At 71.9% G+C, this 25263-nt stretch carries 22 protein-coding genes; 11 read left to right on the top strand and 11 right to left on the bottom strand.

From position 1 onward, the window contains the following. The first annotated feature begins 16 nt into the window (after positions 1-16). Positions 17-1198 carry an alpha/beta fold hydrolase gene (locus tag ACIBVQ_RS08410; protein WP_399176440.1) on the top strand — a complete coding sequence of 394 codons (1182 nt, stop codon included), beginning with the start codon at positions 17-19 and terminating at the stop codon, positions 1196-1198. Next, complete coding sequence (locus tag ACIBVQ_RS08405) at positions 1195-1809, top strand: VC0807 family protein (protein WP_352010039.1); 615 nt, start codon at positions 1195-1197, stop codon at positions 1807-1809. The genes ACIBVQ_RS08410 and ACIBVQ_RS08405 overlap by 4 nt, the downstream gene beginning before the upstream one ends. Before the next feature lie 55 nt (positions 1810-1864). On the opposite strand, the gene ACIBVQ_RS08400 is transcribed toward ACIBVQ_RS08405, so the two are convergent. Beyond that, entirely contained in the window at positions 1865-2257 is a 393-nt protein-coding gene (locus ACIBVQ_RS08400; protein WP_352010038.1) for a MarR family transcriptional regulator, read from the bottom strand. 86 nt (positions 2258-2343) lie between these two features. Here ACIBVQ_RS08400 and ACIBVQ_RS08395 point away from each other — a divergent pair, with 86 nt between their 5' ends. The 4 genes from ACIBVQ_RS08395 (at position 2344) to ACIBVQ_RS08380 (ending at position 6156) form a co-directional block, all read left to right on the top strand. Next, positions 2344-3783 (top strand): MFS transporter, encoded by a 1440-nt coding sequence (locus tag ACIBVQ_RS08395; protein ID WP_399176438.1) that lies wholly within the window; start codon positions 2344-2346, stop codon positions 3781-3783. 158 nt (positions 3784-3941) lie between these two features. Next, positions 3942-4565, top strand: coding sequence for a hypothetical protein (locus tag ACIBVQ_RS08390; protein WP_386193653.1), 624 nt, complete (start codon positions 3942-3944; stop codon positions 4563-4565). Positions 4566-4723: 158 nt separating this feature from the next. Beyond that, positions 4724-5077 (top strand): cupin domain-containing protein, encoded by a 354-nt coding sequence (locus ACIBVQ_RS08385; protein ID WP_399176436.1) that lies wholly within the window; start codon positions 4724-4726, stop codon positions 5075-5077. 95 nt (positions 5078-5172) lie between these two features. After that, positions 5173-6156 carry an aldo/keto reductase gene (locus tag ACIBVQ_RS08380; protein WP_399176434.1) on the top strand — a complete coding sequence of 328 codons (984 nt, stop codon included), beginning with the start codon at positions 5173-5175 and terminating at the stop codon, positions 6154-6156. A gap of 6 nt (positions 6157-6162) precedes the next feature. Here ACIBVQ_RS08380 and ACIBVQ_RS08375 read toward each other — a convergent pair whose 3' ends face one another. Next, entirely contained in the window at positions 6163-6453 is a 291-nt protein-coding gene (locus ACIBVQ_RS08375) for a hypothetical protein (RefSeq protein ID WP_352010033.1), read from the bottom strand. 11 nt (positions 6454-6464) lie between these two features. Then, positions 6465-7052 (bottom strand): TetR/AcrR family transcriptional regulator, encoded by a 588-nt coding sequence (locus ACIBVQ_RS08370; protein WP_352010032.1) that lies wholly within the window; start codon positions 7050-7052, stop codon positions 6465-6467. A gap of 173 nt (positions 7053-7225) precedes the next feature. On the opposite strand from ACIBVQ_RS08370, the gene ACIBVQ_RS08365 reads away from it, so the two are divergent. Further along, the gene (locus tag ACIBVQ_RS08365; RefSeq protein ID WP_362910323.1) at positions 7226-8305 is read left to right on the top strand and encodes an adenosine deaminase; all 1080 of its coding nucleotides are present in this window, start codon (positions 7226-7228) and stop codon (positions 8303-8305) included. Between the two features lie 73 nt (positions 8306-8378). Continuing rightward, positions 8379-9002 carry a hypothetical protein gene (locus tag ACIBVQ_RS08360; protein WP_399176431.1) on the top strand — a complete coding sequence of 208 codons (624 nt, stop codon included), beginning with the start codon at positions 8379-8381 and terminating at the stop codon, positions 9000-9002. A gap of 43 nt (positions 9003-9045) precedes the next feature. Here ACIBVQ_RS08360 and ACIBVQ_RS08355 read toward each other — a convergent pair whose 3' ends face one another. The 4 genes from ACIBVQ_RS08355 to ACIBVQ_RS08340 form a co-directional block, all read right to left on the bottom strand. After that, a complete protein-coding gene (locus tag ACIBVQ_RS08355; RefSeq protein WP_399176430.1) occupies positions 9046-9618 on the bottom strand; it encodes a hypothetical protein in 573 nt (190 codons plus the stop codon). Positions 9619-9842: 224 nt separating this feature from the next. Further along, positions 9843-11480, bottom strand: a complete 1638-nt coding sequence (locus tag ACIBVQ_RS08350; protein ID WP_399176428.1) for a phospho-sugar mutase — start codon at positions 11478-11480, stop codon at positions 9843-9845. 12 nt (positions 11481-11492) lie between these two features. Next, positions 11493-12296, bottom strand: coding sequence for a purine-nucleoside phosphorylase (locus ACIBVQ_RS08345; protein ID WP_352010027.1), 804 nt, complete (start codon positions 12294-12296; stop codon positions 11493-11495). Positions 12297-12344: 48 nt separating this feature from the next. Further along, positions 12345-12797: a gamma-glutamylcyclotransferase gene (locus tag ACIBVQ_RS08340; RefSeq protein WP_352010026.1), complete on the bottom strand. Its 453-nt coding sequence runs from the start codon at positions 12795-12797 to the stop codon at positions 12345-12347. A 181-nt stretch (positions 12798-12978) separates the two neighbouring features. Here ACIBVQ_RS08340 and ACIBVQ_RS08335 point away from each other — a divergent pair, with 181 nt between their 5' ends. After that, positions 12979-14373 carry an NAD(P)H-quinone dehydrogenase gene (locus tag ACIBVQ_RS08335; RefSeq protein WP_362772768.1) on the top strand — a complete coding sequence of 465 codons (1395 nt, stop codon included), beginning with the start codon at positions 12979-12981 and terminating at the stop codon, positions 14371-14373. A gap of 23 nt (positions 14374-14396) precedes the next feature. After that, positions 14397-15224 (top strand): alpha/beta fold hydrolase, encoded by an 828-nt coding sequence (locus ACIBVQ_RS08330; RefSeq protein WP_399176425.1) that lies wholly within the window; start codon positions 14397-14399, stop codon positions 15222-15224. Positions 15225-15231: 7 nt separating this feature from the next. On the opposite strand, the gene ACIBVQ_RS08325 is transcribed toward ACIBVQ_RS08330, so the two are convergent. The 3 genes from ACIBVQ_RS08325 to ACIBVQ_RS08315 all read right to left on the bottom strand — a co-directional run bounded on the left by ACIBVQ_RS08325 (position 15232) and on the right by ACIBVQ_RS08315 (position 19950). Further along, positions 15232-16461 carry a pentapeptide repeat-containing protein gene (locus tag ACIBVQ_RS08325; protein ID WP_362910315.1) on the bottom strand — a complete coding sequence of 410 codons (1230 nt, stop codon included), beginning with the start codon at positions 16459-16461 and terminating at the stop codon, positions 15232-15234. 247 nt (positions 16462-16708) lie between these two features. Further along, positions 16709-18067: a hypothetical protein gene (locus ACIBVQ_RS08320; RefSeq protein ID WP_352010017.1), complete on the bottom strand. Its 1359-nt coding sequence runs from the start codon at positions 18065-18067 to the stop codon at positions 16709-16711. Positions 18068-18174: 107 nt separating this feature from the next. Next, complete coding sequence (locus tag ACIBVQ_RS08315; RefSeq protein WP_399176680.1) at positions 18175-19950, bottom strand: acetyl/propionyl/methylcrotonyl-CoA carboxylase subunit alpha; 1776 nt, start codon at positions 19948-19950, stop codon at positions 18175-18177. A gap of 369 nt (positions 19951-20319) precedes the next feature. On the opposite strand from ACIBVQ_RS08315, the gene ACIBVQ_RS08310 reads away from it, so the two are divergent. Next, positions 20320-20592: a WXG100 family type VII secretion target gene (locus tag ACIBVQ_RS08310; RefSeq protein ID WP_012888044.1), complete on the top strand. Its 273-nt coding sequence runs from the start codon at positions 20320-20322 to the stop codon at positions 20590-20592. Positions 20593-20671: 79 nt separating this feature from the next. Here ACIBVQ_RS08310 and ACIBVQ_RS08305 read toward each other — a convergent pair whose 3' ends face one another. Then, complete coding sequence (locus ACIBVQ_RS08305) at positions 20672-25252, bottom strand: FtsK/SpoIIIE domain-containing protein (RefSeq protein WP_399176422.1); 4581 nt, start codon at positions 25250-25252, stop codon at positions 20672-20674. Positions 25253-25263: the final 11 nt, after the last annotated feature.

Here is a 25263-nt window from a genome sequence, read left to right as displayed (position 1 = left end):
CATTAAGGAGTTCGGGGTGCGTCCTCTCGTCTTCACGGAAGACACCACGTTCTGGTACGAAACACTGCGCATGTTCGGCCACATCGCCTACGGCGGCGCCGACTTCGGCGAGGTCGTCACGACCTCCCAGCGCATCACCGAGAGCGACTACGACAGCTGGCACGACGAGTGGCTGGCCACGGCGGACCGGGTGGCCGCGGAGGCGGAGCGCTCACTGGCCGCCGGGCACCGGATCAGCGCCGCCGACGGCTTCCTGCGCGCGTCCAACTACTACCGCGCGGCCGAGTTCTTCCTGCACGGCGACCCGTCGGACCCGCGCCTCGCGGTCGCCTACGCACGGCAGGTGGCGGCCTTCAGGGAGTTCGCCGCGGTCCATGACATCGAGCCGGTCGAGATCCCCTACGAGGGGACCACGCTGCCCGGCTACTTCTATCGTGGCAGCGGGGGCGCCACGGTCGTCATGCACAACGGCTTCGACGGCAGCGTGGAGGAGATGCACTTCTTCGGGGCGGCGGCGCTGCGGGAACGCGGCTTCAACGTGCTGACCTTCGACGGCCCCGGGCAGCCGGGCGCCATCAGGAAGGGCCTGGTCTTCCGGCCCGACTGGGAGAACGTGGTCGGCCCGGTGCTCGACTGGCTTGAGGCCAGGCCGTACGTGGACGGGGAGCGGGTCGCGCTGCTCGGGGCGAGCATGGGGGGCCTGCTGGCGCCGCGCGCGGCGGCGTTCGAGCCCAGGGTCAGGGCGCTCGTCGCCTTCGACGGCGTCTACGACATGGGCGTTGTCATCGCCGAGAGGTTCGGCGGCGACAGGGAGGCGGCCAGGCGGGCCCTCGACGACCCGGAGGCCGACACGTTCATGCGCGGGCTGATGGAGCGGGACGCGGTCACGCGCTGGGCCATCGGCCACGGCACCTGGGTGACGGGCACCTCGCCGAGCGGCTACGCCAGGGCGATGCTCGACGACTACCATCTGGGCGACGGCGTCGCCGAGCGGATCACCTGCCCGACGCTCGTCTGCTCCGCCCCCGACGACTTCGCGTTCAGGGGGCAGCCCGAGACGCTGTACGCCCACCTGAGCTGCGACAAGACGCTCATCGAGTTCCACGGGTCCGAGGGGGCCGACGCGCACTGCCAGTCGGGCGCCCAGCGCCTGGCGATGGCCCGCATCGGCGACTGGCTGGAGAGGACGTTCCGATGAGGAAGATGCTGCCGGTTCTGCTGTGGGACGTGCTTCCCGCGATCGCCGCCTACTACGCGCTGCGCCTGCTGGGCCTGAGCGAGTACGCCGCGCTGCTGGCCGCCACCTGTGTGGGCGCGTTGCGCGTGGTCTACGTGGGTGTCAGGGAACGCAGGCTGGACGGCTTCGCCGCGTGCACGGGCCTGGTGTTCGCGCTCGGTCTCGGCCTCTCCTTCCTCACCGGGGACGAGCGGTTCATGCTGGTCGTCAAGTCGGTGACCACGACGGTCCTCGGACTCGTCCTGATCGGCACCTGCCTGGCCGGGCGTCCGGCGGCCTTCGGGATCGCCAAGCGCCTCGGCGCGGAGGACGAGGCGACCGCCGCCCGCTGGGACAGGCTCTACACCGATCTGGCGGCCTTCCGGCGGATCTACTTCGTGATGACGCTGACCTGGGCGTTCGCCCTGCTGGTCGAGTCGGCCGTGCGGATCCCGCTGGTCTACCTGCTACCGGTGGACGTCATGGCGGGTCTGTCCACGCTGCTGCTGGTCGGCACGCTGCTGCTGCTCGGCGTGTGGTCCGCCTGGTACGGCGGTCGCGCGGAACGGGTGATCACCTCCTCCCGTTCCTGAACACCACGAGAGCGCGGCCCGTGACCACGGACCGCGCTTCTCCGGACGTGGGAGATCAGGCCTCCGCGGGGCGTGACTCCGTGGTCAGGGCGCTCATCAACACGGCCCGGTGGGTCGGCAGGGCCTCCTTGTGGCGCGCGCGGCCCTCGTCGGTGATGCGGACGAACACCCCGCGCCGGTCGGCCTCGCACATGTTCCTGCAGACCAGGCCCGCCTTCTCCAGCCGCGCGATCAGCCGCGAACACGCGCTCTGGCTCAGGTGGACGGCGTCGGCCACCTCCTGGACGCGGTATTTGTCACGGCCGCCCTCGACCATGCGCTCCAGGACCTCGAACTCGCTCATCCCGAGCCGGTGGCGTTCGGAGAGCTCACGTTCCAGCGCGCACGAGGCCGCGGCGTGCCTGGCCAGCACATCTCGCCACAGGTGCACGACGGAGTCCTCGTTCATGTCGCGGAGCATACCATCCCCAGTCAACTAATGCACGAGAATTAAGTTCGCTTGCATTAGATGCGCCTGCATGTATGGTTGTCCGCATGATCTCCTCCACGGAAGAGCGCTGGGACGCGCGCCTCTGGGCAGCGCTCGCGGTGCTCTGCGCCGTCATCTTCCTCGACGCCCTCGACGTCTCGATGGTGGGAGTCGCGCTGCCGTCCATCCAGGCCGACCTGGGTCTTTCCACCTCCGCCCTGCAGTGGGTGGTCAGCGGCTACGTGCTCGGATACGGCGGGCTGCTGCTCCTCGGCGGCCGCACCGCCGACCTCCTCGGCAGGCGCAAGGTCTTCCTGGCCGCGCTCGCCGTCTTCGTGTTCGCCTCCCTCCTCGGCGGCCTGGTCAACGACGGCACGATGCTGATCGCCGCCCGGTTCGTCAAGGGCGTCAGCGCCGCCTTCACCGCCCCCGCCGCGCTGTCCATCATCACCACGACCTTCGCCGAGGGCCCCGCCCGCAACCGGGCCCTGAGCGTCTTCACGGCCTCCGGCGCCAGCGGATTCTCGCTGGGCCTGGTCATCTCCGGCTTCCTGACCGAACTCGGCTGGCGCTGGACGTTCCTCATGCCGGTCCCCGTCGCGATCATCGCGCTGTTCGCGGCCATGAAGGTCCTGCCCAAGCGGCGTGAGGAGAGGGCGGAGAGCGGTCACGACCTCATCGGCGCGGTGACGATCACCGCCTCGATGCTGCTGCTCGTCTTCACCGTCGTCGAGGCGCCCGCCGCGGGCTGGTTCTCCCTGCGCACCATCGGCTCCCTGGTCGGCTCCGCCGTACTGCTCGGCCTGTTCGTGCTGACCGAGTCGAAGGTCAAGCACCCTCTGGTACGGCTCGGCATCCTGCGCTCCGGGCCCATCGTCCGGGCCAACCTCGGACTGGTGATCCTGTTCGGCTCCTACGTCGGCTTCCAGTTCGTGGCCATGCAGTACTTCCAGAACTTCCTGCACTGGTCGGCCCTGGAGACCGCGCTGGCCTTCCTGCCCGCCGGAGTCCTGGTGGCCGTGACGTCGACCAGGATGGGCAGCCTGGCCGACCGGTTCGGCACCGGCAAGCTGATCGCGGTCGGCTCGGCCTCGCTTGCGGGCGCCTTCGCCCTGTTCCTGCGGGTCAACGCAGATCCCAGCCTGGCCACGCTGATCATCCCCGGCATGGTCCTGCTGGGCATCGCCTTCGCCCTGTCCTTCCCCTCACTGAACATCCAGGCGACCAACGGCGTCGCCGACGACGAGCAGGGCCTGGCCTCCGGCCTGCTCAACACCTCGGGGCAGGTCGGCGGGGCGATCGTGCTGGCCGTCGTGACGGCCGTGCTCACCTCGAACACCGGTGCCAACCCGCTGGACGCCTTCCGCGCCGCGATCACGGTCTCCGCGATCCTCGCCGTGGTCGGCCTGCTGGTCGCCCTCACCGGGCTGCGCCGCCCCCGCTCGGAGTCCGCAGCTGCGGACGCTGGGGACGCCGGAGAGGGCAGGGTGCTGGAGACCGTCTGAGACGCGCGGGCCGTACGGCTCGCGGAACCCGGGCCTCAGGGCCGCCGACGCAGGAACCGGGGCGCGTCGGCGGCCCTGAGGCCGTGTGCCGGGTGTGGATCTTCGCAGGTGGTGAACCCGGCCCGGCCTCTGGGCATCTAACCGGACAGGAGGCCATAATGAAGCGCACCCGCGTCGCACTCGCCCTTGCCCCGTTCGTCCTGCTGACCGGTTGCGGCCTGTCCGGCGGCCCGCCCTCGGCCGCTCCGGGGACGACCGCCCCGACCGTCACGGCCACCGTCACCGTCTCACCCTCCGTCTCCTCCGCCGCCCCGGCCTCCCCCGACTTCCCCGGGGAGACCCGGCTCGGGCCCCCGACGAGCACGCGGGAGGTCACGGTCAGGCGGACCACGGACAACCCGCCCCTCGTGCTCGGGGCGCGCTTCGCCAAACACGACGGGTTCGACCGGGTGGTGATCGACCTGAACGGCGGGCAGCCCGGCTACAGCGTGCAGTGGGTGCCCAGGCTGGTCCAGGACGGCTCGGGCGACCCGATCGACGCCCCGGGAGGGGCCTACCTCCAGGTGACCATCACCCCCGCCAACGCGCACGGTGAGACCGGCTCCCCGACCTGGGTCGGCGGCCCGGTCTTCCACGCCGGGCTGGGCAACGTGCGCAGCGTGGTCAAGACCGGAGACTTCGAGGCCGTGGTCGGCGTGGGCATCGTCCTCGACCACCGGGCCCCCTTCCGGGTCCTGGAGCAGCGCAACCCGCAGCGCCTGGTCATCGACGTCGCGCACTGACCGCGCACACGGGCCGGCCGTACGAAGGTCCGCGTGGGGTTCGCCGGCGTGACGGCACCGACCGCGCACACGGGCCGGCCGTACACCGGCGGACCGGCGTGATCTCCGGGGACGTCCCCCGGCGGCGCGGCCGGCCCGCGCGCTGGCAGACTGGCCCGATGGTACGCAGAATCGACAACGCCACCCGCATCCCCGTCCCCGGCGGCAAGACCATCGACGAGTACGTCGGCCGGGTCAACAGCGGCGACACCCAGATCTCGATCGCCCACATGACGGCTCCTCCCGGGTGGGACGAACCCGCCCAGACGCCGGAGTTCGCCGAGTACACCCTCGTGCTCAGAGGCACGGTCGTCGTCGAGCACGACGAGGGCGTCACCGAGGTCGGCGCGGGCCAGGCGTTCGTGAGCGAGCCGGGGGAGAGGATCCGGTACAGCTCCGGCCCCGAGGGCGCCGAGTACGTCGCGGTGTGCCTGCCCGCCTTCTCCCCGGAGAGCGCCAACCGCTCAGAATGACGACCGGAGGGTTCCGAGCTTGACCTGGAGTGCACTCCACATCCCAGACTCCTTTCCCGGGGCCCGCGAACGCCGGGCCGTACCGGAAGGACACCATGAAGTACCGCACCATCGGCACCGACCCGAAGACCCGCCGCGAGGTGAGCGTGATCGCCCTGGGCGCCATGCTCTTCGGGTCGGCGACCGACGAGAGCACCTCCTACGCGATCCTCGACCGCTACGTCGAGGCGGGCGGGACGTTCGTCGACACCTCGAACAACTACGCCTACTGGGTCGACGGAAGCCTGGGCGGGCGGAGCGAGGAACTGCTCGGGCGGTGGCGGCGCAGCCGCGGCGTCGGGGACGAGATCGTCATCGCCACCAAGCTGGGCGCCCGCCCGCTCGTGCCCGGCACCGGCTACGCCGACGGCGCCGACGGGCTGTCCGCGAAGGCGATCAGGGAGTCCGCCGAGGCCAGCAGGCAGCGGCTCGGGGTGGACAGGCTCGACATGCTCTACGCGCACATCGAGGACAGGAGCGTCTCGGCGCGGGAGACCGTCGAGGGCTTCGCCGAACTGGTCACCGAGGGAACCGTCGGGCTGCTCGGGGTGAGCAACCACGCGGTCTGGCGGGTCGAGCGGGCCCGTGCCATCGCCGCCGAGGCCGGGCTGCCCGGCTACGAGGTCCTGCAGTACCAGCACAGCCTCCTGCGCCCGCGCTACGACATGCCCTACGGCATCTTCCCCGAGGGCAGTCTCGGTCACGCAGGGGCCGAACTGCTGAGCTACCTGAAGGAGGAGCGCGACCTCACCCTGGTCGCCTACTCCCCGCTGATGGGCGGCGTCTACACCCGGCAGGACAAGCAGCTGCCGCCGGACTACGACCACCCGGGAACGCCCGTCAGGCTCGCGGCGCTGCGCGAGGTCGCCGCGGAGACCGGGGCGACGGTCAACCAGGTGGTGCTTGCCTGGCAGCTCGGCGGGCCGTACCCGATCATCCCGCTGGTCGGCGCCTCCTCCGTCGCGCAGCTTGAGGAGAGCCTGGCCGCCGTCGACCTGGAGCTGACGGAGGACCAGCGAGCCCGCCTGGACGTGTTCTGACGGCCGTCAGGCCGTCTCCCCACGCCCGAAGGCGCCAGGGCCCGCGTGGAAGAGGCCGATGAGCAGGACGCTCACGCCGATGGAGGCGAAGGCCGGTCCGGGGTGCCGGTCGATGTGCGCCCACCACAGCAGCGCGCCGCCGAGGACGAGGCCCGCCCATCCCGCGACGAGGTTGGGGACGGGCCCGTTGCCCAGGGCGCTCGGGTAACGCCTTCTGGTGATGCCGCGGACGAAGTGCGGAAGTCCGTTACCGGCGACGAGGCCGCCGAGGAAACTGAGAACGATCGTCTGCCACATCGTGGAAGTCCTTATGGTCGGTCGAGCTGACGGCTGAGCATGGGAAGCAGTACCGCGTCCACGAGCGTGTGCAGGAAGTGGTCGTCGAGGGGTTCGCCGGTGACGAGGAGACGGGACAGCAGCGCGGCCGAGCCGATTTCGGCGAGGAGCGCGTGGTCGACCGTCTCGGGAACCTCGCCCCTGGCGGCGGCCCTGGCCAGGACGGCCGCGAACACGTCGCGTTTGTGGTCGAGGACGTGTCGCCGTACGGCGTGCGCGAGATCGGGGTCGCGACGCATCGCGACGAGGAGCCCGAGGATGAGCGCGCTGTCCTGACCGGTGAGGCCGGCTCGCAGCTCCAGCAGCACCGCCACCAGGTCGTCACGCAGGTTCGTGGTTTCGGGTGGGGCGGCCACCGGTGTTCCGGCATACCGCCGTACGGCCGTCCCCACCAGCTCGGCCTTGCCCGGCCATCGTCGGTAGATCGTGGCCTTGCTGGCGTGGGCCCGCTCCGCGACGGCCTCGATGGTCAACCGGTCGTAGCCGACCTCACCCAGCAGGCTCATGGCCGCGAGCAGGATGGCTTCCTCCCGGATCTCGCCGCGTCGGCGCGTCGGCATCCCGGCCTCCTGTCGAAACGGTGCCGTTCACATCAAGAAGTGTACGCACGCGTTTCGATTGTGCGGAAGGGGTCCTCCGGGATCCGGGCGGGCCGGCCGGTCCGTTCCAGGGCGCCCGGAACGGTCGCGTGGCTGCCGCCGTCCGTCCCGGACCTCGCCCCTAGGATGAGGAGATGAGTCAGCCACTCGCCCTTGAGGAGATCCGTCAGGCTCCCAAGGTGTTGCTCCACGACCACCTCGACGGTGGCCTGCGGCCGGAGACGATCGCCGATCTGGCGCGTGAGTCGGGATACGCCGGGCTGCCGACGACGGACCCGGACGCGCTGCGCGCCTGGTTCCGCGAGGCCTCCGACTCCGGGTCGCTCGAACGCTACCTTGAGACCTTCGACCACACGGTCGGCGTCATGCAGACCCGCGAGGCCCTGGTGCGGGTCGCCGCCGAGTGCGCGGAGGACCTGGCCGCCGACGGCGTGGTCTACGCCGAGGTGCGCTACGCGCCGGAACAGCACACCCAGGCGGGCCTCAGCCTCGAAGAGGTGATCGAGGCCGTGATCGAGGGGTTCGAGACCGGCTCACGGGGCCGCGGCATCAAGGTGGGCACCCTGCTGACCGCGATGCGCCACCAGGCCAGGTCCATGGAGATCGCCGAGTTGGCCGTCCGCTACCGCGACGTGGGCGTCGCGGGCTTCGACATCGCCGGGGCCGAGGCGGGCTACCCGCCGACCCGTCATCTCGACGCCTTCGAGTATCTCCAGCGGGAGAACGCCCACTTCACCATCCACGCCGGTGAGGCCTTCGGCCTGCCGTCGATCTGGCAGGCGCTCCAGTGGTGCGGCGCGGACCGGCTCGGCCACGGGGTCCGCATCATCGACGACATCACGGTCTCCGAGGACGGACAGGCCAAACTGGGCAGGCTGGCGGCCTACGTCCGTGACAAGCGCGTCCCGCTGGAGATGTGCCCGACCTCCAACCTCCAGACCGGGGCCGCCCCCTCCATCGCCGAGCACCCGATCGGGCTGCTGCGGTCGCTGAACTTCCGGGTCACGGTCAACACCGACAACCGGCTGATGAGCGGCACCTCCCTGTCCGAGGAGTTCGCCAAGCTCTCGGAGACCTTCGGGTACGGCTGGGACGACCTGCAGTGGTTCACCATCAACGCGATGAAGTCGGCGTTCCTGCCGTTCGACGAACGGCTGGCGCTCATCAACGGCGTCATCAAGCCCGGGTTCGCACGGCTCAAGTGGCGGGCGTGATTCCCCGCGGATGTGTTGAAGTCTCCCGCGATCGGGTTGGATGGAGGTTCGTGACGAGAGTGGGAGCTGTGTGATGAAACAGGCGTTCCGATCGACGGCCGTGCAGGTGCTCGGCTGGATCTGGATGGCCTTCGCCGCCTTCAACGCGGTCGATCTGATCGTCCGGTTCAGCGGGCGGCCCTCGATGATCGCCGCCGCGGTGCTGACCGTGCTGACCGCGGTGGTCCTCATCACCTGCCTGCGCCCGGTGACCAAGTTCGTCGAGGACGGTGTGCTGGTCCGCAACCCCCTCAGGAACTTCTTCGTGCCGTGGCTGCTCGTGGACGACGTCAGCGTCTCCCATTCGATCATGATCACCTCGGGAGGCAGGAAGATCCGCTGCTGGACGCCGCAGGCCTCGGGGCGTGAGCGGGTCTCCGCCATGCGCAGGGCCCTGCCGAGCAAGGCGGGCCGGCTCAGGACCGAGCCCGCGCGGTCGAAGGGCGAGCAGGCGGCGGTCGAGGCGCTGGCGGGCAAGACCCACGCCGACTGGGTCGCCGAGCAGCTGCTCGAACGAGCGCGCTCGGCCAAGCGGACGGCGTCGAAGGCCACCGGCACCGTGCCGGAGCCGGGGACGGTCAGGGTGACCTGGTCACCGACCGCCCTGGCGGCCCTGGCCGTCTCGGTGGCCATGATCGTCGCAGCCCTTCTCTCCTGACGTCCGGCCCCAGGTGCCGGGCGCCGGAGAGCGCGTCAGAGGGTCAGAAGACAGGGTGGATGCCGAACACCGGGGCGCGGACCCCCGCCGGCAGCAGCACCACCCACTTGGGCAGCAGGCTGCGGTCCTCGATGAGGTTGCGGCCGATGTACTGGTCGGTGCCCGCCAGCCTGATCCTGGCGGTCCGGATCGCCTCGCCGGGGCCGTCGGGGGTCAGGTCGGAGGTGGGGCCGGAGGCGAGGTCGTCCTCGATGGGAGTGGCCGCCTCGATGACGAAGACCGAGTGCGGGGGCACACGGCCGGGGCCGCTCACGCGCAACTGGGTGAAGGGCTCGGTTTCGGGGACGTAGACCAGGCCGTGGGTGCGCTCGTCAAGGAACCGGACGCCGCCGCGGGCGGGCAGAAGGCGGAACCTGGTGGCCGGGGGTGAGGGCAGCAGGGCGGCGAAGACCCTGCCGTCGATGTTCACCACGTGCCCTCCGCCGATGGTGAGCGTCACCCTGGGTGGCAGGGGGGCCGGGGCGGTCTCGGCGGAGGCGGCGGTGGACAGCCCGGGCACCAGCACGGTGGCCAGTACGGTGGCCAGCACGGCCAGGTGGGCGCGGATCGGACGCATACTCTCTGCCTTCCTTGTGGAGGGAGACCGGATGCGCGAACGCCCCGGCCTCGTCTGCATCAGAAAGCATGCATTCGATTACTCAGGGTAGCTGTAGCCGTGGGGTGAGGGCTGTCCTACCGCCCGGAGCCGACCGGCGGTTCGCCGGCCCGTACCGGCAGGTGGCATTTCCAAGACCGCAGGTCACGGATCCAGGACGACGGCCGCCGGCCCGGCGTGGCGGGTCACAGGCCCAGGGCGGCGGAGAGGTCGGCGCGCAGGGCGCCCAGGTCGCGTACGGCCCGCTCCCTGGCCGCCGAGACCTCCTCCCCGACCGGCACCACGACCTCCAGATAGCACTTGAGCTTCGGTTCGGTACCCGAGGGGCGGACCACGACGCGGGCGCCCCCGGACAGGCGGTAACGCAGACCCTCGGTCGGCGGCAGCCCGTCCAGGCCCGCACCCAGGTCGTCGACCGCCTCGACCTTGCGCCCGCCGAGCTCGGCCGGGGGTACGGCGCGCAGCCCGGCCATCGCCTCGGTGATCAGCGACAGGTCGGCGACCCTGAAGGACAGCTGGGACGTGGCGTGCAGGCCGTACCTCCTGGCCTGGTCGTCGAGGAGGTCGAGCAGGGTGCGTCCCCGCTCCGCGGCCTCGGCGGCGAGTCCGGCGACGGTCAGCGCGGCGCCGATGCCGTCCTTGTCGTGGACGGGCAGGCCCGCGTCGGAGCCGACGCTGTAGCCCAGGGCCTCCTCGTAGCCGAAGACCAGCCCGGGCCCGGCCTTCATGATCCATTTGAAGCCGGTGAGGGTCTCCGCGTGGCGGACGCCGTACTCGGCGGCGATCTTGCCGAGCAGTGAGGAGGAGACGATCGTGGTGGCGACCAGGCGGTCCTCGCCGGAGGTGTGCCTGATCACGTGCTCGCCGAGGAGCGCGCCGACCTCGTCGCCGGTGAGCATCCGGTGACCCCCGCCGGGCAGGCGCACCCCGACCGCGCACCGGTCGGCGTCGGGGTCGTTGGCCAGCACGATGTCGGCGTCGATCCGCCGGGCCAGCCCGAACGCGAGGTCCATCGCGCCGGGTTCCTCCGGGTTGGGGAAGGCGACGGTGGGGAAGTCCGGATCGGGGGCCGCCTGCTCCTCGACGACCACGGGGGCGTCGAATCCGGCCGCCAGGAAGGCACGTGCCGCCAGGTCGCCGCCGACGCCGTGCAGCGGGGTGTAGGCGACCCGCAGCCGCCTGGCCTCGCCGATGGGCAACGCCGTCACCGCCTCCAGATAGGCGGCCACGACGTCGTCGCCGAGTTCGGTCCACGACGAGCCGAGCGGCAGCTCGGAGACCGGCCCGACGGCGTCGATCGCGGTGGAGATCTCCGTGTCGACCGGCGGCACGATCTGCGAGCCGTCCCCCCAGTAGACCTTGTAGCCGTTGTCCCTCGGCGGGTTGTGGCTCGCGGTGACGGTCACCCCGGCGTCCGCCCCGAGACGCCGTACGGCGAAGGCCAGCACCGGGGTCGGCAGCGGGCTGCGGAGAACCGAGGCCCGCAGCCCGGCGCCGGTGAGCACGGCCGCGGTGTCACGGGCGAAGACGTCGGACTTGTGCCTGGCGTCGTAGCCGACCACGACGTGCGCCCCGGGGCCGAGGGCCCGGGCGAGTCCGGCGGCGGCGCGCATGACCGTGACCCGGTTCATCCGGTTGGGGCCCGCGCCCAGCTCACCGCGCAGCCCGGCCGTACCGAACTCAAGCCTGGTGTGGAAGCGCTCGCGCAGCGCCTCCAGGCTCTCCGGGAACCGGTCGAGCAGATCGGTCAGCTCGGCCCTGGTCTCCGGGTCGGGGTCCTGGGCGAGCCAGGCCCGCGCGCGCCGCAGGAGATCGTCGCTCATCGTGGCCTCCCGCTACAGCTTGCAGACGACCTGGGCGAGCAGGTCGCCCATGCGCGAGGCGGTGGCGCGGCCGACCGCCAGCACCTCCTCGTGGTTGAGCGGCTCGCCGACCAGGCCCGCGCCCGGGTTGGTGACCAGGGAGACGCCGAGCACGTCCGCCCCGCCCTCCCTGGCCGCGATGGCCTCAAGCACCGTGGACATCCCGACCATGTCGCCGCCGAGAATCCTGCACATGCGGACCTCGGCGGGCGTCTCGTAGGTCGGCCCGCGGAAGGCCACGTAGACGCCCTCGGTCATGGACGGCTCGACCTCCCGGACGAGGTCGCGCAGCCGGGGGGTGTAGACGTCGGTCAGGTCGACGAAGGTGGCGCCGGTGATCGGGCTGGTGCCGGTCAGGTTGATGTGGTCACTGATCAGTACGGCCTCGCCGACCCGCTGGGTCTCCGGGCGCAACCCGCCCGCCGCGTTGGTCAGCACGATCGTCCCCGCGCCCGCCCTGATCGCGGTCCGCACCCCGTGCACGACCGGGTCGACGCCCCTGCCCTCGTAGAGGTGGGTGCGGCCGAGGAAGATCAACGCGTTCGTGCCGGACCCGGTGCGCACCGCGCGGATCCTGCCCGCGTGTCCCTCGACCGCGGGAGGGGCGAACCCGGGCAGGTCGGTCACCGGGATCTCGGCGATCGTCTCACCGATCGCGTCGGCGGCCGGGACCCAGCCCGAACCCATCACCAGGGCGACATCGAAGGAGCTCACGCCGACGGCCTTCCTCAGGGCGGCTGCGGCGTCCGTTGCGAGGGCATAAGGGTCGTTGGTCACGAACTGAGGGTACTCGTCCCGCCGTGGGAAACGGCGGGACGGAGCCGGTCAGCCTCCCGCGGACGTGCAGGGACGGCCCCGCAGCCGCCTGACGTAGTCGTCCGGCGCGCCCGCCTTCTCCGCGGCCTCGGCCAGGATGCCGAGGTAGCGCGCGGACGGCAGGCCGCCCTCGTAACCGTCGATGACGTAGAACCAGGCGACGACCTCGCCGTCCAGGGTCTGCACTCGGAGCCTGACCTTGTGGTAGAGGCCGCGCGCGGCGCCCTCCCACTGGTCGAGGGAGGTCTCGTCCCACTCGGGCACGTCGTAGAGCACGACGAAGACCTCTTCGAAGGAGTCCTCCACGATGGTGGCGAGGGCGCCCTCCCAGCCGAGGTCGTTCCCGCCGAAGGTGAGGCGCCAGCCCTGAAGCCAGCCCGACCCCCTCATGGGGGAGTGAGGGGCCCGCAGGGCCATCTGCTTCGGGTCCATGTTGGTGCCGTAGGCGGCGTAGACAGGCACAGCGTCCAACACTAATCGAAGATCCGGCGGGTGCTCACGTGTGTCGGTGTGGTGTCGGTGTCTTTTGTCCCACGCCGGTGCCCACCGTACCCGGGTGTCCTTTGCCATAACCGGTCCTTCTGCGACAAGCGAAGGGGCCCCAGGGGGCGAATGCCGCAAAGGATGCGGGACAATGGGGTACGTGACGAGGATCGTGATCATCGGTGGCGGGCCCGGCGGATACGAGTCGGCTCTGGTGGCCGCGCAACTTGGGGCGCGGGTGACCGTGGTCGAACAGGAGGGCCCAGGAGGGGCCTGCGTCCTGACCGACTGCGTGCCCTCGAAGACCCTGATCGCGACCTCGGTCCGCAAGCAGGCCCTGCTCGACGCCAGCATGCTCGGGGTGCACTTCACCGGCGGCCCCGACGGGGAGGTCGGCGGCGTCATCGCCGACATGCCGCTGGTCAACAGCCGCGTCAAGCACCTCGCCCAGGCCCAGTCGGCCGACATCGCCGCGCGGCTCGCCGCCGAGGGGGTCGAGGTGATCAAGGCCGCCGGGCGGCTGGTCGACCCCCAGGTGGTCAGGGCGGGCGACCGGACGATCCGGGCCGACGTCGTGATCGTGGCGACCGGCGCGACCCCGCGCATCCTGCCCTCCGCCGAGCCGGACGGCGAGCGCATCCTCACCTGGCGGCAGATGTACGACCTGGAGGAGCTGCCCGAGCACCTCATCGTGGTCGGCTCCGGCGTCACCGGCGCGGAGTTCGCCGGCGCCTACCGCTCACTCGGCTCCGAGGTCACGCTCGTCTCCTCGCGCGACCGGATGATGCCCAACGAGGACGCCGACGCCGCCGAGGTCCTGGAGGAGGTCTACCGGCGCCGTGGGATGAACGTCATGGGCCGCTCCCGCGCCGAGTCCGTCAAACGCACCGCCGACGGCGTGGTCGTCACACTTGAGGACGGCAGGACGGCCGAGGGCACGCACTGCCTGATGACGGTCGGCATGATCCCCAACACCTCGGGCATCGGCCTTGAGGAGGCCGGGGTCACCCTCGACCGGGGCGGGTTCATCCAGGTGGACAAGGTCTCCCGCACCTCCGCCCCCGGCGTCTACGCGGCGGGTGACTGCACCGGCGTGCTGATGCTGGCCTCCGTCGCCGCCATGCAGGGCAGGATCGCCGTCTGGCACGCGCTGGGGGAGGCCGTGCAGCCGCTGCGCCTGGCCACCGTCGCCTCCAACATCTTCACCGACCCCGAGATCGCCGCCGTCGGCGTCACCCAGAAGGCCATCGAGGCCGGTGAGATCGTGGCCAACGTCGTCAAGCTGCCGCTGGCCACCAACGCCAGGGCCAAGATGCAGGGCTTCAACGACGGCTTCGTGAAGCTGTTCTGCCGCCCGAACACCGGCATCATCCTCGGCGGCGTCGTGGTCGCGCCCCGGGCCTCCGAGCTGATCCTGGCGGTCTCGGTGGCCGTCCAGCAGCGGCTCACCGTGGACCAGCTCGCCCACACCTTCGCGGTCTACCCCTCGCTTTCCGGGTCCGTCACCGAGGCGGCCCGCCGCCTGATGCAGCCGATGACCCCCAGCGGGATCTGACCTCGCCAACCGACGGGAGCGCCATGACACGTCTCGACGTCAACGGGATCGGGCTCAACGTCCAGGTCGAGGGGGAGGGGCCCGCCGTGCTGCTCGTGCACGGCTACCCCGACAGCCACACCTGCTGGCGCTACCAGGTGGCCGCGCTGAACGCCGCCGGATACCGTACGATCGCGCCGGACCTGCGGGGGTACGGCGACTCGGACAAACCGGCCGGGCTTGAGGCGTACGAGCCCCGGCTCTTCGTCGGCGACCTGCTCGCCGTCCTCGACACGCTCGGCGTCGAGCGGGCGCACGTGGTCGGACACGACTGGGGTTCGGCGCTCGCGCAGTTCCTCGCCGTGTTCGCCCCGGAACGGGTGGCCAGTCTCACCTGCCTGTCGGTCGGCCACCCCGCCGCGCTGGCCGCCGCCGGCTGGCGGCAGCGGGAGAAGTCGTGGTACATGCTGCTGTTCCAGTTCGCCGGTGTCGCCGAGCGATGGCTCAGCCAGAACGACTTCCGCAACGCCAGGGAGATGCTTGAGGGGCATCCCGACGCCGAAGAGGTCGTCGCGCGCATGCGCGACCCGGAGGCGCTCACCGCAGGCCTGGCGATCTACCGGACCGGCGTGCCCCCGGAGAGCCTGGTCGCCCCGCCCTCGGAGCCGCCCGCCCTGCGGACCCCCACGCTCGGGGTGTGGAGCAGCCGCGACCGCTTCCTCACCGAGGAGTCGATGACCGGTACGGCCGCGCACGTCAGCGGCTCCTGGCGCTACGAACGTGTGGACGGGGCGGGCCACTGGCTGCAGCTGGAGGCATCCGACCGGGTCAACGAACTCCTGCTCACCCACCTGGCCCGCCACCCGGTCTGAGCCCGTCTCAGCGGGACGTCCTGGCGCGCAGCCTGTTCAGGGCGTTCCTGCCGTCCTGTACGGCCCGCGCGACGAAGTGCAGTTCCTCGTCCCGCCTGGCCATCACCAGCGCGTTCTTGGCCGCCTCGTAGGCGTCGAGGGCGTGCCGCCAGTCGGCGTCGGCGGTCATGCCGCCCCGCCCGCTGATCTGGAACTCGTAGTCGAGCTGGTCGATCTCCTCGCCCAGGCGGGTGATGTCCTCCTCGGCCCCGCGCCGCATGAGCGCGAACCTGGCGTTGCGCCTGTTGCGCCGCTGGGCGCTGACCCCCCAGGCCACCACGGTGACCGCCAGGCCGAGCGCGCTGAGCACGACCATGACCAGCCCGACGGACGTCCCTCCCCGTGAGGCCTGGGCGTCCGGGGTGGCCGTGCTCTCCGGCTCGTCGTCGCTCGCCTGCTCCTCGGCGGGCGTCGGCACGGAGAACGGCCCGTCGATGCCCTTGGGGGTTCCCCGGGCACCGGTCAGGTCGGCGTCGTCGGCCTGGGTGAAGGAGGCGTCGTCGACCAGGGCGCCGACGAAGGAGGCGCCGTCGAGCTCGGCCTGGTCGAACACGGCCTCACGCAGGTCGGCGTCCTTGAAGACCGCGAAGCCCAGGTCGGACTGCCCCATCTTGGCCTCGTGCAGCTTGGCCCGGGTGAAGTCGGCCTTGCGTCCCTTGATCTGGCCGGGCCTGCTCTCGTTGAGGTCGGCGTCGACCAGCTTGGCGTTGACGAAGTTGACCTGGGTCAGCACGGCCCGGGTCAGCTTCGCCCCGGTCAGGTTGGCGTAGGGGAACTCGGCCTGCCCGGCCTCCGCGTCGACCAGGATCGCCCCGCGCAGGTCGGCGTGGTCGGCGTGCATCTGTCCGAGGTCGGCCTCACTGAGGTTCGCCTCACGCAGGTCGGCGTACTTCAGCGTGGCCTGGGTGAGGTTGGCCTGCCTGAGGTCGGCCCCGCGCAGGATCGCTCCGGTCAGGTCCTTCTGGATGAGCTCGACGCCCCCCAGCTTCGCCTTGGTCAGGTCGGCGCAGCGCAGGCTGTACGGCAGCGCGGCGCCCTTGGTGAAGTCCCTGCCGCGCAGGTTGGCGCCCTGGCCGGGCCTGCACGGCCCGGCCGCGGCCGAGGCCGCCGTCTCGGCCTGGGCCGTGACGGGAGAGATCATGGCCCCTGACAGCGCGAAGATCGCGGCGAGGAGTGTCAGGGAAACGGAACGACGCACGGGAACCTCCTTGGAACAGTCCCGATCGTGTCAGTGGATCATTGCATCCCGCTAGACGGAGGCTTGCACGTCCCCACCACGTCGTTTCCGGATCCCCGGCTCCCGTCATCCCGGTGCCGGGCCGTACGGCGCACGCCCGCGCGAACGACGACGGGCGCGTCCCCGAGGGAACGCGCCCGTCCTGATCTCTGGCCGGTGAGGGCTCTCAGCCGGTGACCGTGGTGGCCGCCGGATCCGTCAGCGGTGACTACCAGTCGCCGCCACCGAAGTCACCACCGCCGAAGTCGCCGCCACCGAAGTCACCCCAGCCTCCGCCGCCGAAGTCGCCTCCGCCGCCGCCGAAGTCACTGCCGCCACCGCCGTCGGCCAGGCCCTGCTCGTAGCCGGCGCCGTAACCGCTGTGGCCCCAGCCGCCGCCCAGCATGCTGCCCATCATCGTGCCGACGAGCATCGCGCTCATGACGTCGCCGAAGCCGCCGTAGTAGCCGTAGGCGTAGGGCTGGTAGGCCGGGCCCGCGTCGTAGTAGGGGCGGTAGTGGCCGTCCACCATGACCTGACGGGTCTGCGGCTCGAAGCCACGCTCGATGGCCTCGGCGTCGGCCGCGCAGGCGGGCACGTCGCGCACCGCGCCGCCGGGCGGGGCCCAGCGGACGTCACGGACCGAGGGACCGTGCTGCGGGTTGAAGAAGCACGGCGAGCGCCGCTCGGGGAGCGGCTGGTTGTTCACGCGCGCCTTCACGCAGGCCAGGGCGTAGCGGCCCTCCTCAAGTGCGGTGGTCACGCCGCGGAGCTCGTCGGGGCGGTTGACCGCCGCGAGCTCCACCTTGGCCCGCTCGTAGGAGTCGAGGGCGCGCTGCCAGTCCTGCAGGTGATCGGAGCCGTTGCCGAGCAGCTTGACGTCGGTGTCCAGGTCGGTGATCTCCTCACCGAACTTGGTGACGTCCTCGTCGACGGTCTGCTTGACGGCGGCCAGCTCGGCGGCCTCACGGGCCTCGCGCTGCCGCTTCTTCTTACGGGAGTAGAAGAAGATGCCCAGACCGCCCGCGACGGCCAGCACCAGGATGCCGATCAGCACGCCGCCCGAGGAGCCCCCGGAGGAGCGGGAGGGGCTGGAGCCCAGCCCGGCGCCGGTGGCCGCGTCGTCGGCCAGCTTCACGAAGTTGACGATGTTGTCCGTCGGGCTTGAGGTCGTGGCGGCCCTGCGGAGCAGCTCGTCCACATCGATGCCCTTGACGTTGGAGACACCGAACGGCTGCTTGCCGTTCATGACCAGGATGGTCGCCTTGCCTCCGACGTCCTTGCGCAGGGACGTCAGCAGAGTCTTCGCCTGGGACTGGCTGGTGATCGAGCCGGAGGGCAGCAGTGCCACGTAGACCGTCGAGGTCTGCTCGGCGGCGCTGCTCATGGCGTCCTGGGCGCTGGCGGGGATGTCCGCCGCGGGGTCGGCGTAGAAGTGGTCGCCGTCCTTCAGGCCGGACGCGATCGTGCTCGGGTCGGGCGCCGCGGCGTTCGCCGCCGGGGCGATCATGAAAATGGTCAGCAGCCCGGCGAGCAACGCGATGATCGCGGCACCGAGGCGACCTGACGCTGTTTGCTTGGTGGTCACGGCAGAAAGCCCTCCTTCGCCCTGGAAGACGAGCGAGTGGACGTCAGAGTTCCCCCCTGACCGTAATCCTTTCCAAACCTGGACGCGTCACCCGGGAGAAGGAGGGGTCAGTTGTCGCGGATGTCACAGATGGCGGCACCCGCCGTGACGGTCTGCCCGACCGCCGCGTTCAGCCCGGCGACGACTCCGGCCCGGTGCGCGGTCAGTGGCTGCTCCATCTTCATCGCCTCCAGGACCACGATCACGTCCCCGGCCGCGACCACGTCCCCGTCGGCGACCGCGACCTTCACGATCGTGCCCTGCATCGGGCTGACCAGTCCGTCCCCGCTCACCGCCGTGGCACGTCCGGCGCCCTGGCGCCTGCTCGCGCGCCTGCCCCCGGCGCCGCCCTGGGCCGTCACGCCCGCGCCCTGCCCGCCGACCAGCCCGGCGGGCAGGACGACCTCAAGCCGCTTGCCGCCGACCTCGACCGTGACCCGCTCGCGTTCGGCCGTCCCCGGCTCGGCGACCGGCCCGGTGTACGGCTGGACCGGGTTGACGAACTCGGTCTCGATCCAGCGGGTGTGCACCGCGAACGACGACGCGCCGTCCGGCGCGGTGAAGGCCTCCTCCTCGACCACGACCCGGTGGAACTCGGCCACCGTCGGCATTCCCTCAAGGTGTAGCTCGGCGAGCGCCCGCCTGGCCCGGGCCAGCGCCCGTCCCCGGTCGGCCCCGGTCACGATGACCTTGGCCACCAGCGAGTCGAACGCGCCGGGGACGGTCATGCCCGCCTCGTATCCGGCGTCGACCCGCACGCCCGGCCCGGAGGGCCAGCGCACCGCGGTGATCGTGCCCGGCGCGGGCAGGAAGCCCCGTCCCGCGTCCTCGGCGTTGATCCGGAACTCGATGCTGTGCCCGCTCACCCGCGGGTCGTCGTAGCCGAGCGGCTGCCCCTCGGCGATCCGCAGCATCTCGGAGACCAGGTCGAGCCCGGTGACCTCCTCGCTGACCGGGTGCTCGACCTGCAGCCGGGTGTTGACCTCAAGGAAGGAGATCGTGCCGTCCTGGCCGACGAGGAACTCGCAGGTGCCCGCCCCGACGTAGCCCGCCTCCCGCAGGATGGCCTTGGAGGAGGAGTACAGCAGCTCCATCTGCTCGTCGGTCAGGAACGGCGCCGGGGCCTCCTCGACGAGCTTCTGGTGCCTGCGCTGCAACGAGCAGTCACGGGTGGAGACCACCACCACGTTGCCGTGCGTGTCGGCCAGGCACTGCGTCTCCACGTGCCGGGGCCGGTCGAGGTAACGCTCGACGAAGCACTCGCCCCGGCCGAAGGCCGCGACCGCCTCGCGGACCGCGCTGTCGTACAGCTCGGGGATCTCCTCAAGGGTCCTGGCGACCTTCAGGCCCCGCCCTCCACCGCCGAAGGCGGCCTTGATCGCGATCGGCAGGCCGTGCTCGGCGGCGAAGGCCACCACCTCCTCGGACCCGGAGACCGGCTCGGCGGTCCCGGCGACCAGCGGCGCCCCCACCTTCTGCGCGATGTGCCTGGCCTGCACCTTGTCGCCGAGGGCGACGATCGCGGAGGGGGGCGGCCCGATCCAGGTCAGCCCGGCGTCGATCACCGCCTGGGCGAAGGCCGCGTTCTCCGCCAGGAAGCCGTACCCGGGGTGGACCCCGTCGGCGCCGCTGGTCTCGGCGACCGCGAGCAGTTTGGCGATGTCGAGGTAGGTCTCGGCGGGGGACTGGCCGCTCAGCGAGTGGGCCTCGTCGGCGAGCTGGACGTGCAGGGCGTCCAGGTCCTGCTCGGCGTAGACCGCGACGCTGGCCAGGCCCGCGTCCCTGCAGGCGCGGATGATCCGTACGGCGATCTCGCCACGGTTGGCGACCAAGACCTTCTGCACCGACATGGTTCCCTTCATCACGTGCGAACGGGGGGCTGGCGGGCCTCCAACGGAGTTTAGGCGCCGTACGGAGCCTGGGAAGAGCGGGGTCCCGCCCGCCGGGATTGGGATATGTCATGGGTTGTTTTTGGATGGCCGTATTGGTGATGATCCCCGTGCGCCGGAGTGGGCACGGCCGCCGGCACATGGCGCCTCTCGGATGACGATTCCCGGTATGACATGTGACTTACGGCGAATGACGCGTTATCCGGTCCGTGGGTATGGGAAGATCCATAGCCGCTCGGCATAATCCGAGTATCTCCGTGATCCACTCACCTATCGTGATGTCGTTTGGTGAGCCCCCGACACCGATCCAGAAGGAGTGCTGGCATGAGCCAGAACTTGCTTGGTGGCAATCCCGCGGAAATGCAGCAGATGGCCACCCAGTTCACCCAGCAGGCCGACCAGGTGAGGGCCACGATGGCGGCTCTGGACCGTGAGGCGGGAAAGGTCGGCACCGCCTGGACCGGCCCGGGCGCCCAGCGTTTCACCGAGGCCTGGCAGAACTACCGTGCCGCCTTCCAGCGCATGTCCGAGGAGCTCGCCGAGGCATCCCGCGTGATCAACACCTACCGCGGCAACATCGAGTCCGCCACGCGCTGACTCGGCCGCCACGCCGCCCCGGTCTCGTGAGACCGGGGCGGCGTTTTCGTTGCCCCGCCGTACCTCAGCCCGCCGTACCTCAGCCGGGCAGGGCCGTCTGGACGGCGGTGGCCGTGCCCAGCGTCACCAGCAGTCCCCTTCCCGGCGGGCCGCCGACCGCGCCGCGGGGGAGCCGGATGGTGAACAGGTCGCCGTCCGCGGGGCTCTGCACCGAGAGCAGCAGACCGGTGCGGGCCTTCCTGGCCTCGGCGACGAAACCCCGGTAGGCGGTGGTCAGGTCACCCGTCGTACCGCCGATGACGAGGCCGTGCTCGCTGTCGCGGCCGGTGCGCAACACCTGCTCAAGGGACATGCCCAGGGGCGAGTCGGGGGAGACCAGCTCCGCGTCGTCCACGATCGCCACGTACCGTTCGTGCCCCGCTACGGCCCTGTCGAGGTCGCCGTCCGCGCCGAGTACGGCCAGCACCCCCTCCTGCCCGGCCAGCGTGCTGAGCGGGCTGCGCCTGGGGGTGACCACCACCACGGGCGTCCCCCTGTCCAGCAGGGAACGGGCGGCGGTCAGCAGCGCCGAGGAACGCCCGGAACGGGACGGCCCGGCGACGACCGCGCCGGGTCCCTGGGCGAGCAGGTCGACGCCGAGCGGGGTCAGCGAGTCGCCGCCGACGCCGAACAGCGCCCACAGCGGGGAGGGCGGCTCGAAGGAGGGCACCAGCTCCAGCGCCTGCGCCGAGGTGATCCGCATCGGCAGCGCGTCGACCCGCAGTGGCGGCTCGCCGTTCCACGGCCACCGCCCCGGCTCGGCCGTACCGGGGGAGGCGCCGAAGCGGCCGGGCACCTCCCTGGACAGCGCCTGCAACGCGGCGACCTGGGCGGGGCCGGCGGGATCGTCGCACAGCAGCGCGATCTGGCTCTCGACGATCCCGTGCTCCCCGGTGGCCAGCGCCCTGCCGGGGGCCAGCGCGGCGGGCAGGTCCTTCACCGGCAGCCCGGCCAGGCCGTAGTCGGAGGGGTCGGCCAGGCGCAGGATCAGCCGGTCCTCGAAGACCGTGGAGATCTGCCCGAGCAGCACCGACCTGTCCCCGGTCACCACGGCGCGCAACCCGACCGCGGGTCCCTCCCTGAGCAACTGCATCGCCGACTCGATCAGCCGCCCGTAGTCGTAGCCCTCGAACGCGGCGACGAACCCCTCCCACCGGTCGAGCATCAGCACCATCCACGGCAGCCTGGGCCCGGTCGCGGCGGCGCGCAGCTCGGCCAGCGACGCGTAGCCCGCCTCGGCCAGCAGTTGCTGGCGCCGCCCGACCTCGGCGCGCAGCCGGGTCAGCAGCCGTTCGACCCGGTCGAGCTGGTCACGGGTCACCACGGCGCCGCAGTGCGGCATGGCCATCAGCGGCAGCAGGGCCCCGGAACCGCAGTCGATCGCGTGCAGGTGCACGTCCTCGGGGGAGGCCCCGGCGGCGATCGCCCCGGCGAGTGTGCGCAGCGCGGTCGAACGCCCGCTGCGGGAGGCGCCCGCCAGGAGCAGGTGACCCCCGGCGGCCAGGTTGAGCGCCAGCGGCCTGCGGGCCTGCGCCCACGGCAGGTCGGTCGTCCCGAACGCCAGCGGCGGCACCTCCTGGACCCCCACCCGGTACGGCGGCGCGTCCCCGGGGGCCACGGTGACCCCGGGGGCCACCAGCAGGTCGTCGAGCGGCGGCAGCCAGGGACTCGGCTGCCTGGGGACACCGGTGACACGGGCGGCCTCGACCAGGGCGTCGACCAGTACGGACAGGTCGGTGACCGCGGCGTTCTCCGTGGCCGTCTCCGGCGGCGTGAGCGGCTGCCCGAGCGCCCGCCAGCCGACCTCCGTCACCCTGGCCCGCACCTCGCTCTGCGCGCCGGGCCCGCGTCCGCCGATCCGCGCGGTCTGCACCGCCGTGGGCGTGCCGACGCCCGACTTCACGTAGCACCGTCCCGGGGTGGCCTTGGAGATGTGCGCGGCGTCCGGCCTGTCGATGACGTCGGAGGACTCCGCGGCCTCCGTCACCCGCAGCGCGATGCGCAGCGAGGTGTTGGCCTGGATGTCGGCGGTGACCACGCCGCCGGGCCGCTGGGTGGCCAGGATCAGGTGGATGCCCAGCGAACGGCCCCGCCTGGCGATGTCCACCAGGCCGGTCATGAAGTCGGGCAGCTCGCTGACCATGGCCGCGAACTCGTCGATGACCAGCACCAGGCGGGGCAGCGCCGCCAGCGGGTCGGCGCGCAGGGGCAGCTGCCTGACCGCCGAGCCCGCCCCGGCCACCATCAGGTCCCGTGAGGCGCGGGCCCGCTGCGCGTCGCGCAGCTCGTGGTAGTCCTCGATGTCCTTGGCCCCGGCGGCCAGCAGCAGCCGTTCGCGGCGGCGGATCTCGGCGGCCAGGGAGGCCAGCGCCCGCTGGGTGAGGTGGCCGTCGAGGTCGCTGACCATGCCGACCGTGTGCGGCAGCCGTACGCACTCCTTGAAGGCGGCCCCGCCCTTGTAGTCGATCAGCACGAACGTCATCTCGTCGGGGCGGTTGGCCACCGCGAGGGAGCAGATCAGGGTCTGCAGGAGCTCCGACTTGCCCGCTCCGGTCGTTCCCGCGATGAGCGCGTGCGGACCGTCGGTGCGCAGGTCGACGGAGAAGACGCCGTCGGGGCCCGCGCCGATCACCGCCCGTGTCGTACGGCCCCAGCGCTCGGCCAGGACGGCGCCGGAGACCGAGGGCAGGTCGAGCAGGTCGAGCAGCCTGGCGGAGCCGGGCAGGGCCAGGGCGGCCTCGTCCCGGCTGACGTCGCGCACCGGGGCCAGGGAGCGGGCCAGCCGGTCGCACCAGGAGGAGGAGACCTGGTCGGCCAGGATCTCGCCGAGCCCGTCCAGGCCGCCTCCGCGCAGCCGTACGGTGCCGTCCCCGGCCACGTCCGCCACGGTGGCGCACTCTTCGGGCAGCAGCCGCTGGTCGTCGTCGAGGGCCAGGGTGTAGACGCCCGCCCTGGGGCCCTGGCGCAGGACCTGCGGCATGCCGGGCAGGGCGCGCAGGACCTGGGCGCCGTCCAGGACGACCAGCACGTCGTAGGGCCGCTCGTCGTATACGGGCGCGACGTCGGCGCCTGCCGGGGCGCCGTCGCCCCATCCGGAGGCGATACGGCCGAGCTTGGCCGCCGACCCCTCCTCCTCGCCCTGGCGTCCCTCGATCAACGCGGTCAGCTCGGTCACCCTGCGGGCGGCGGCCTCGGGGTCGGCGCCGACCAGCGCGACGCAGTCCTCGCCGCCGCGCGGGGCGCAGTGCGGCAGCCAGCGCACCCAGTTCCAGTTCTCCTCCCCGTCGCGGTGCGCCGACAGCACCACGATCGCCAGGTCGCGGGGGCTGTGCAGGGCGGCCGCCTGGCCGACCAGCCACCTGGCCAGCCCCGTGACGGCCGGTCTGTGCCCGGTCAGGCCGGCGACGCCGAGACGGCGCATGGCCAGGGCCACGGGCACCGCGTGGCAGTCGGGCGGGTCGGGGAGCACGCAGTCGGCGGGGGCGGAGCGCTCCGGGGTGAACTCCAGGTCGGCGGGCAGGTCGGCGAGCCCGACCCGCAGCCTGAGCGCGTCCTGGTCGTGGTCACGGCGCTCCCACAGCCGCCGTCTCGGCCCGGTCGCGGTGAGCAGCACCTCGGCCGGGTCCGGCGCGGCGGTACGGCGCTCCGCCTCGTCGTCGGCGCGGGCGCGCTCGACGTCCGCCTCGAAGTCCTTCAGGCGCTTCCTGTACTCCTTCATCCGCTGGCGGTACTGCTTGCGGCCGTGCCGCCGGTCGCTCCACCACTGGCCGATCATGATCAACGGCGTCATCAGCGCCATCAGCAGGAAGTACCAGACGTGCAGGGTCCAGGCCATGACCACGCCGAGCGCGGCGGGCAGGAAGGCGGTCAGCAGCTGCAGCCGCATGGTCTCGGCGCGTTTGGGCTCCGCGGGGACCTCGAAGCGCCGTGTGCTCGGCGGGGTGCGCAGCCTGGGCGGCCGGTTGTAGGCGAGGCCGCCGTCGGGCTGGGCGTCCAGGTGCGCGTCCGGAGGTTCGACGGCCCTGAGGGTCAGCACGCTCGCGCCACAGGTCAGTACGGCGTGCTCCCGCCAGGGCGCCGGGCCTTCGAGCGGTTCCCGGTCGAGTCTCGGCGTGGCGCCCTCCCCCGCCTCGACGGTGATGGCCTCGGGCGTGAGCCGGACGACGGCGGCCCTGGGGGGCAGCATGGGGTCGGCGACGGAGACCGCGCAGGCCGGGTCGGAGCCGATGGTGTGCACACCCAGGCTGATGCGGTGCACGGACCCGGCGGCGGGCCCGCCGACGACCCGGATCTCCACGATGCCGCCCGGTTCCTCGGCGAGTGTCGCGGCGGCCAGGTCGCGTTCGAGGGTGACGAGGTCGCCGTCGCGGAGCAGGCCGAGGGCGGGCGCGGACGGTTCGAGGAGGCGGCCGTCGAGCCACATGGGCGGGGGTTGTGACCCGATGTCGCGGTCCAGGCCGTAGGGGGCCTTGCTGCGCGTCAGCCGTACCACGTTGCTCGGCCGCTCACCGCCCTGGCCGGCGAGCGCCTCGGCGAGCCTGGCGACCGTGGTCGTGTCGTCGCCCTCGACCACGACATCGCGGTCGGTGTGCTCGCTGAGCACGGTGAGCATGATCCGCATCGACGCTCTCC

The organism is Streptosporangium sp. NPDC049376 (assembly GCF_044466505.1).
GTDB lineage: Bacteria > Actinomycetota > Actinomycetes > Streptosporangiales > Streptosporangiaceae > Streptosporangium.
This window is presented reverse-complemented; position numbering and strand designations above follow the sequence as displayed.

Bases quoted from the DNA above. Each gene is read 5' to 3' on its own strand.
- ACIBVQ_RS08380 (WP_399176434.1), top strand. From the start codon at position 5,173: ATGAAGTACCGCACCATCGGCACCGACCCGAAGACCCGCCGCGAGGTG.
- ACIBVQ_RS08365 (WP_362910323.1), top strand. From the start codon at position 7,226: ATGAGTCAGCCACTCGCCCTTGAGGAGATCCGTCAGGCTCCCAAGGTG.
- ACIBVQ_RS08405 (WP_352010039.1), top strand. From the start codon at position 1,195: ATGAGGAAGATGCTGCCGGTTCTGCTGTGGGACGTGCTTCCCGCGATC.
- ACIBVQ_RS08390 (WP_386193653.1), top strand. From the start codon at position 3,942: ATGAAGCGCACCCGCGTCGCACTCGCCCTTGCCCCGTTCGTCCTGCTG.
- ACIBVQ_RS08355 (WP_399176430.1), bottom strand. From the start codon at position 9,618: ATGCGTCCGATCCGCGCCCACCTGGCCGTGCTGGCCACCGTACTGGCC.
- ACIBVQ_RS08400 (WP_352010038.1), bottom strand. From the start codon at position 2,257: ATGAACGAGGACTCCGTCGTGCACCTGTGGCGAGATGTGCTGGCCAGG.
- ACIBVQ_RS08350 (WP_399176428.1), bottom strand. From the start codon at position 11,480: ATGAGCGACGATCTCCTGCGGCGCGCGCGGGCCTGGCTCGCCCAGGAC.
- ACIBVQ_RS08385 (WP_399176436.1), top strand. From the start codon at position 4,724: ATGGTACGCAGAATCGACAACGCCACCCGCATCCCCGTCCCCGGCGGC.
- ACIBVQ_RS08375 (WP_352010033.1), bottom strand. From the start codon at position 6,453: ATGTGGCAGACGATCGTTCTCAGTTTCCTCGGCGGCCTCGTCGCCGGT.
- ACIBVQ_RS08370 (WP_352010032.1), bottom strand. From the start codon at position 7,052: ATGCCGACGCGCCGACGCGGCGAGATCCGGGAGGAAGCCATCCTGCTC.
- ACIBVQ_RS08330 (WP_399176425.1), top strand. From the start codon at position 14,397: ATGACACGTCTCGACGTCAACGGGATCGGGCTCAACGTCCAGGTCGAG.
- ACIBVQ_RS08305 (WP_399176422.1), bottom strand. From the start codon at position 25,252: ATGCGGATCATGCTCACCGTGCTCAGCGAGCACACCGACCGCGATGTC.
- ACIBVQ_RS08395 (WP_399176438.1), top strand. From the start codon at position 2,344: ATGATCTCCTCCACGGAAGAGCGCTGGGACGCGCGCCTCTGGGCAGCG.
- ACIBVQ_RS08360 (WP_399176431.1), top strand. From the start codon at position 8,379: ATGAAACAGGCGTTCCGATCGACGGCCGTGCAGGTGCTCGGCTGGATC.
- ACIBVQ_RS08310 (WP_012888044.1), top strand. From the start codon at position 20,320: ATGAGCCAGAACTTGCTTGGTGGCAATCCCGCGGAAATGCAGCAGATG.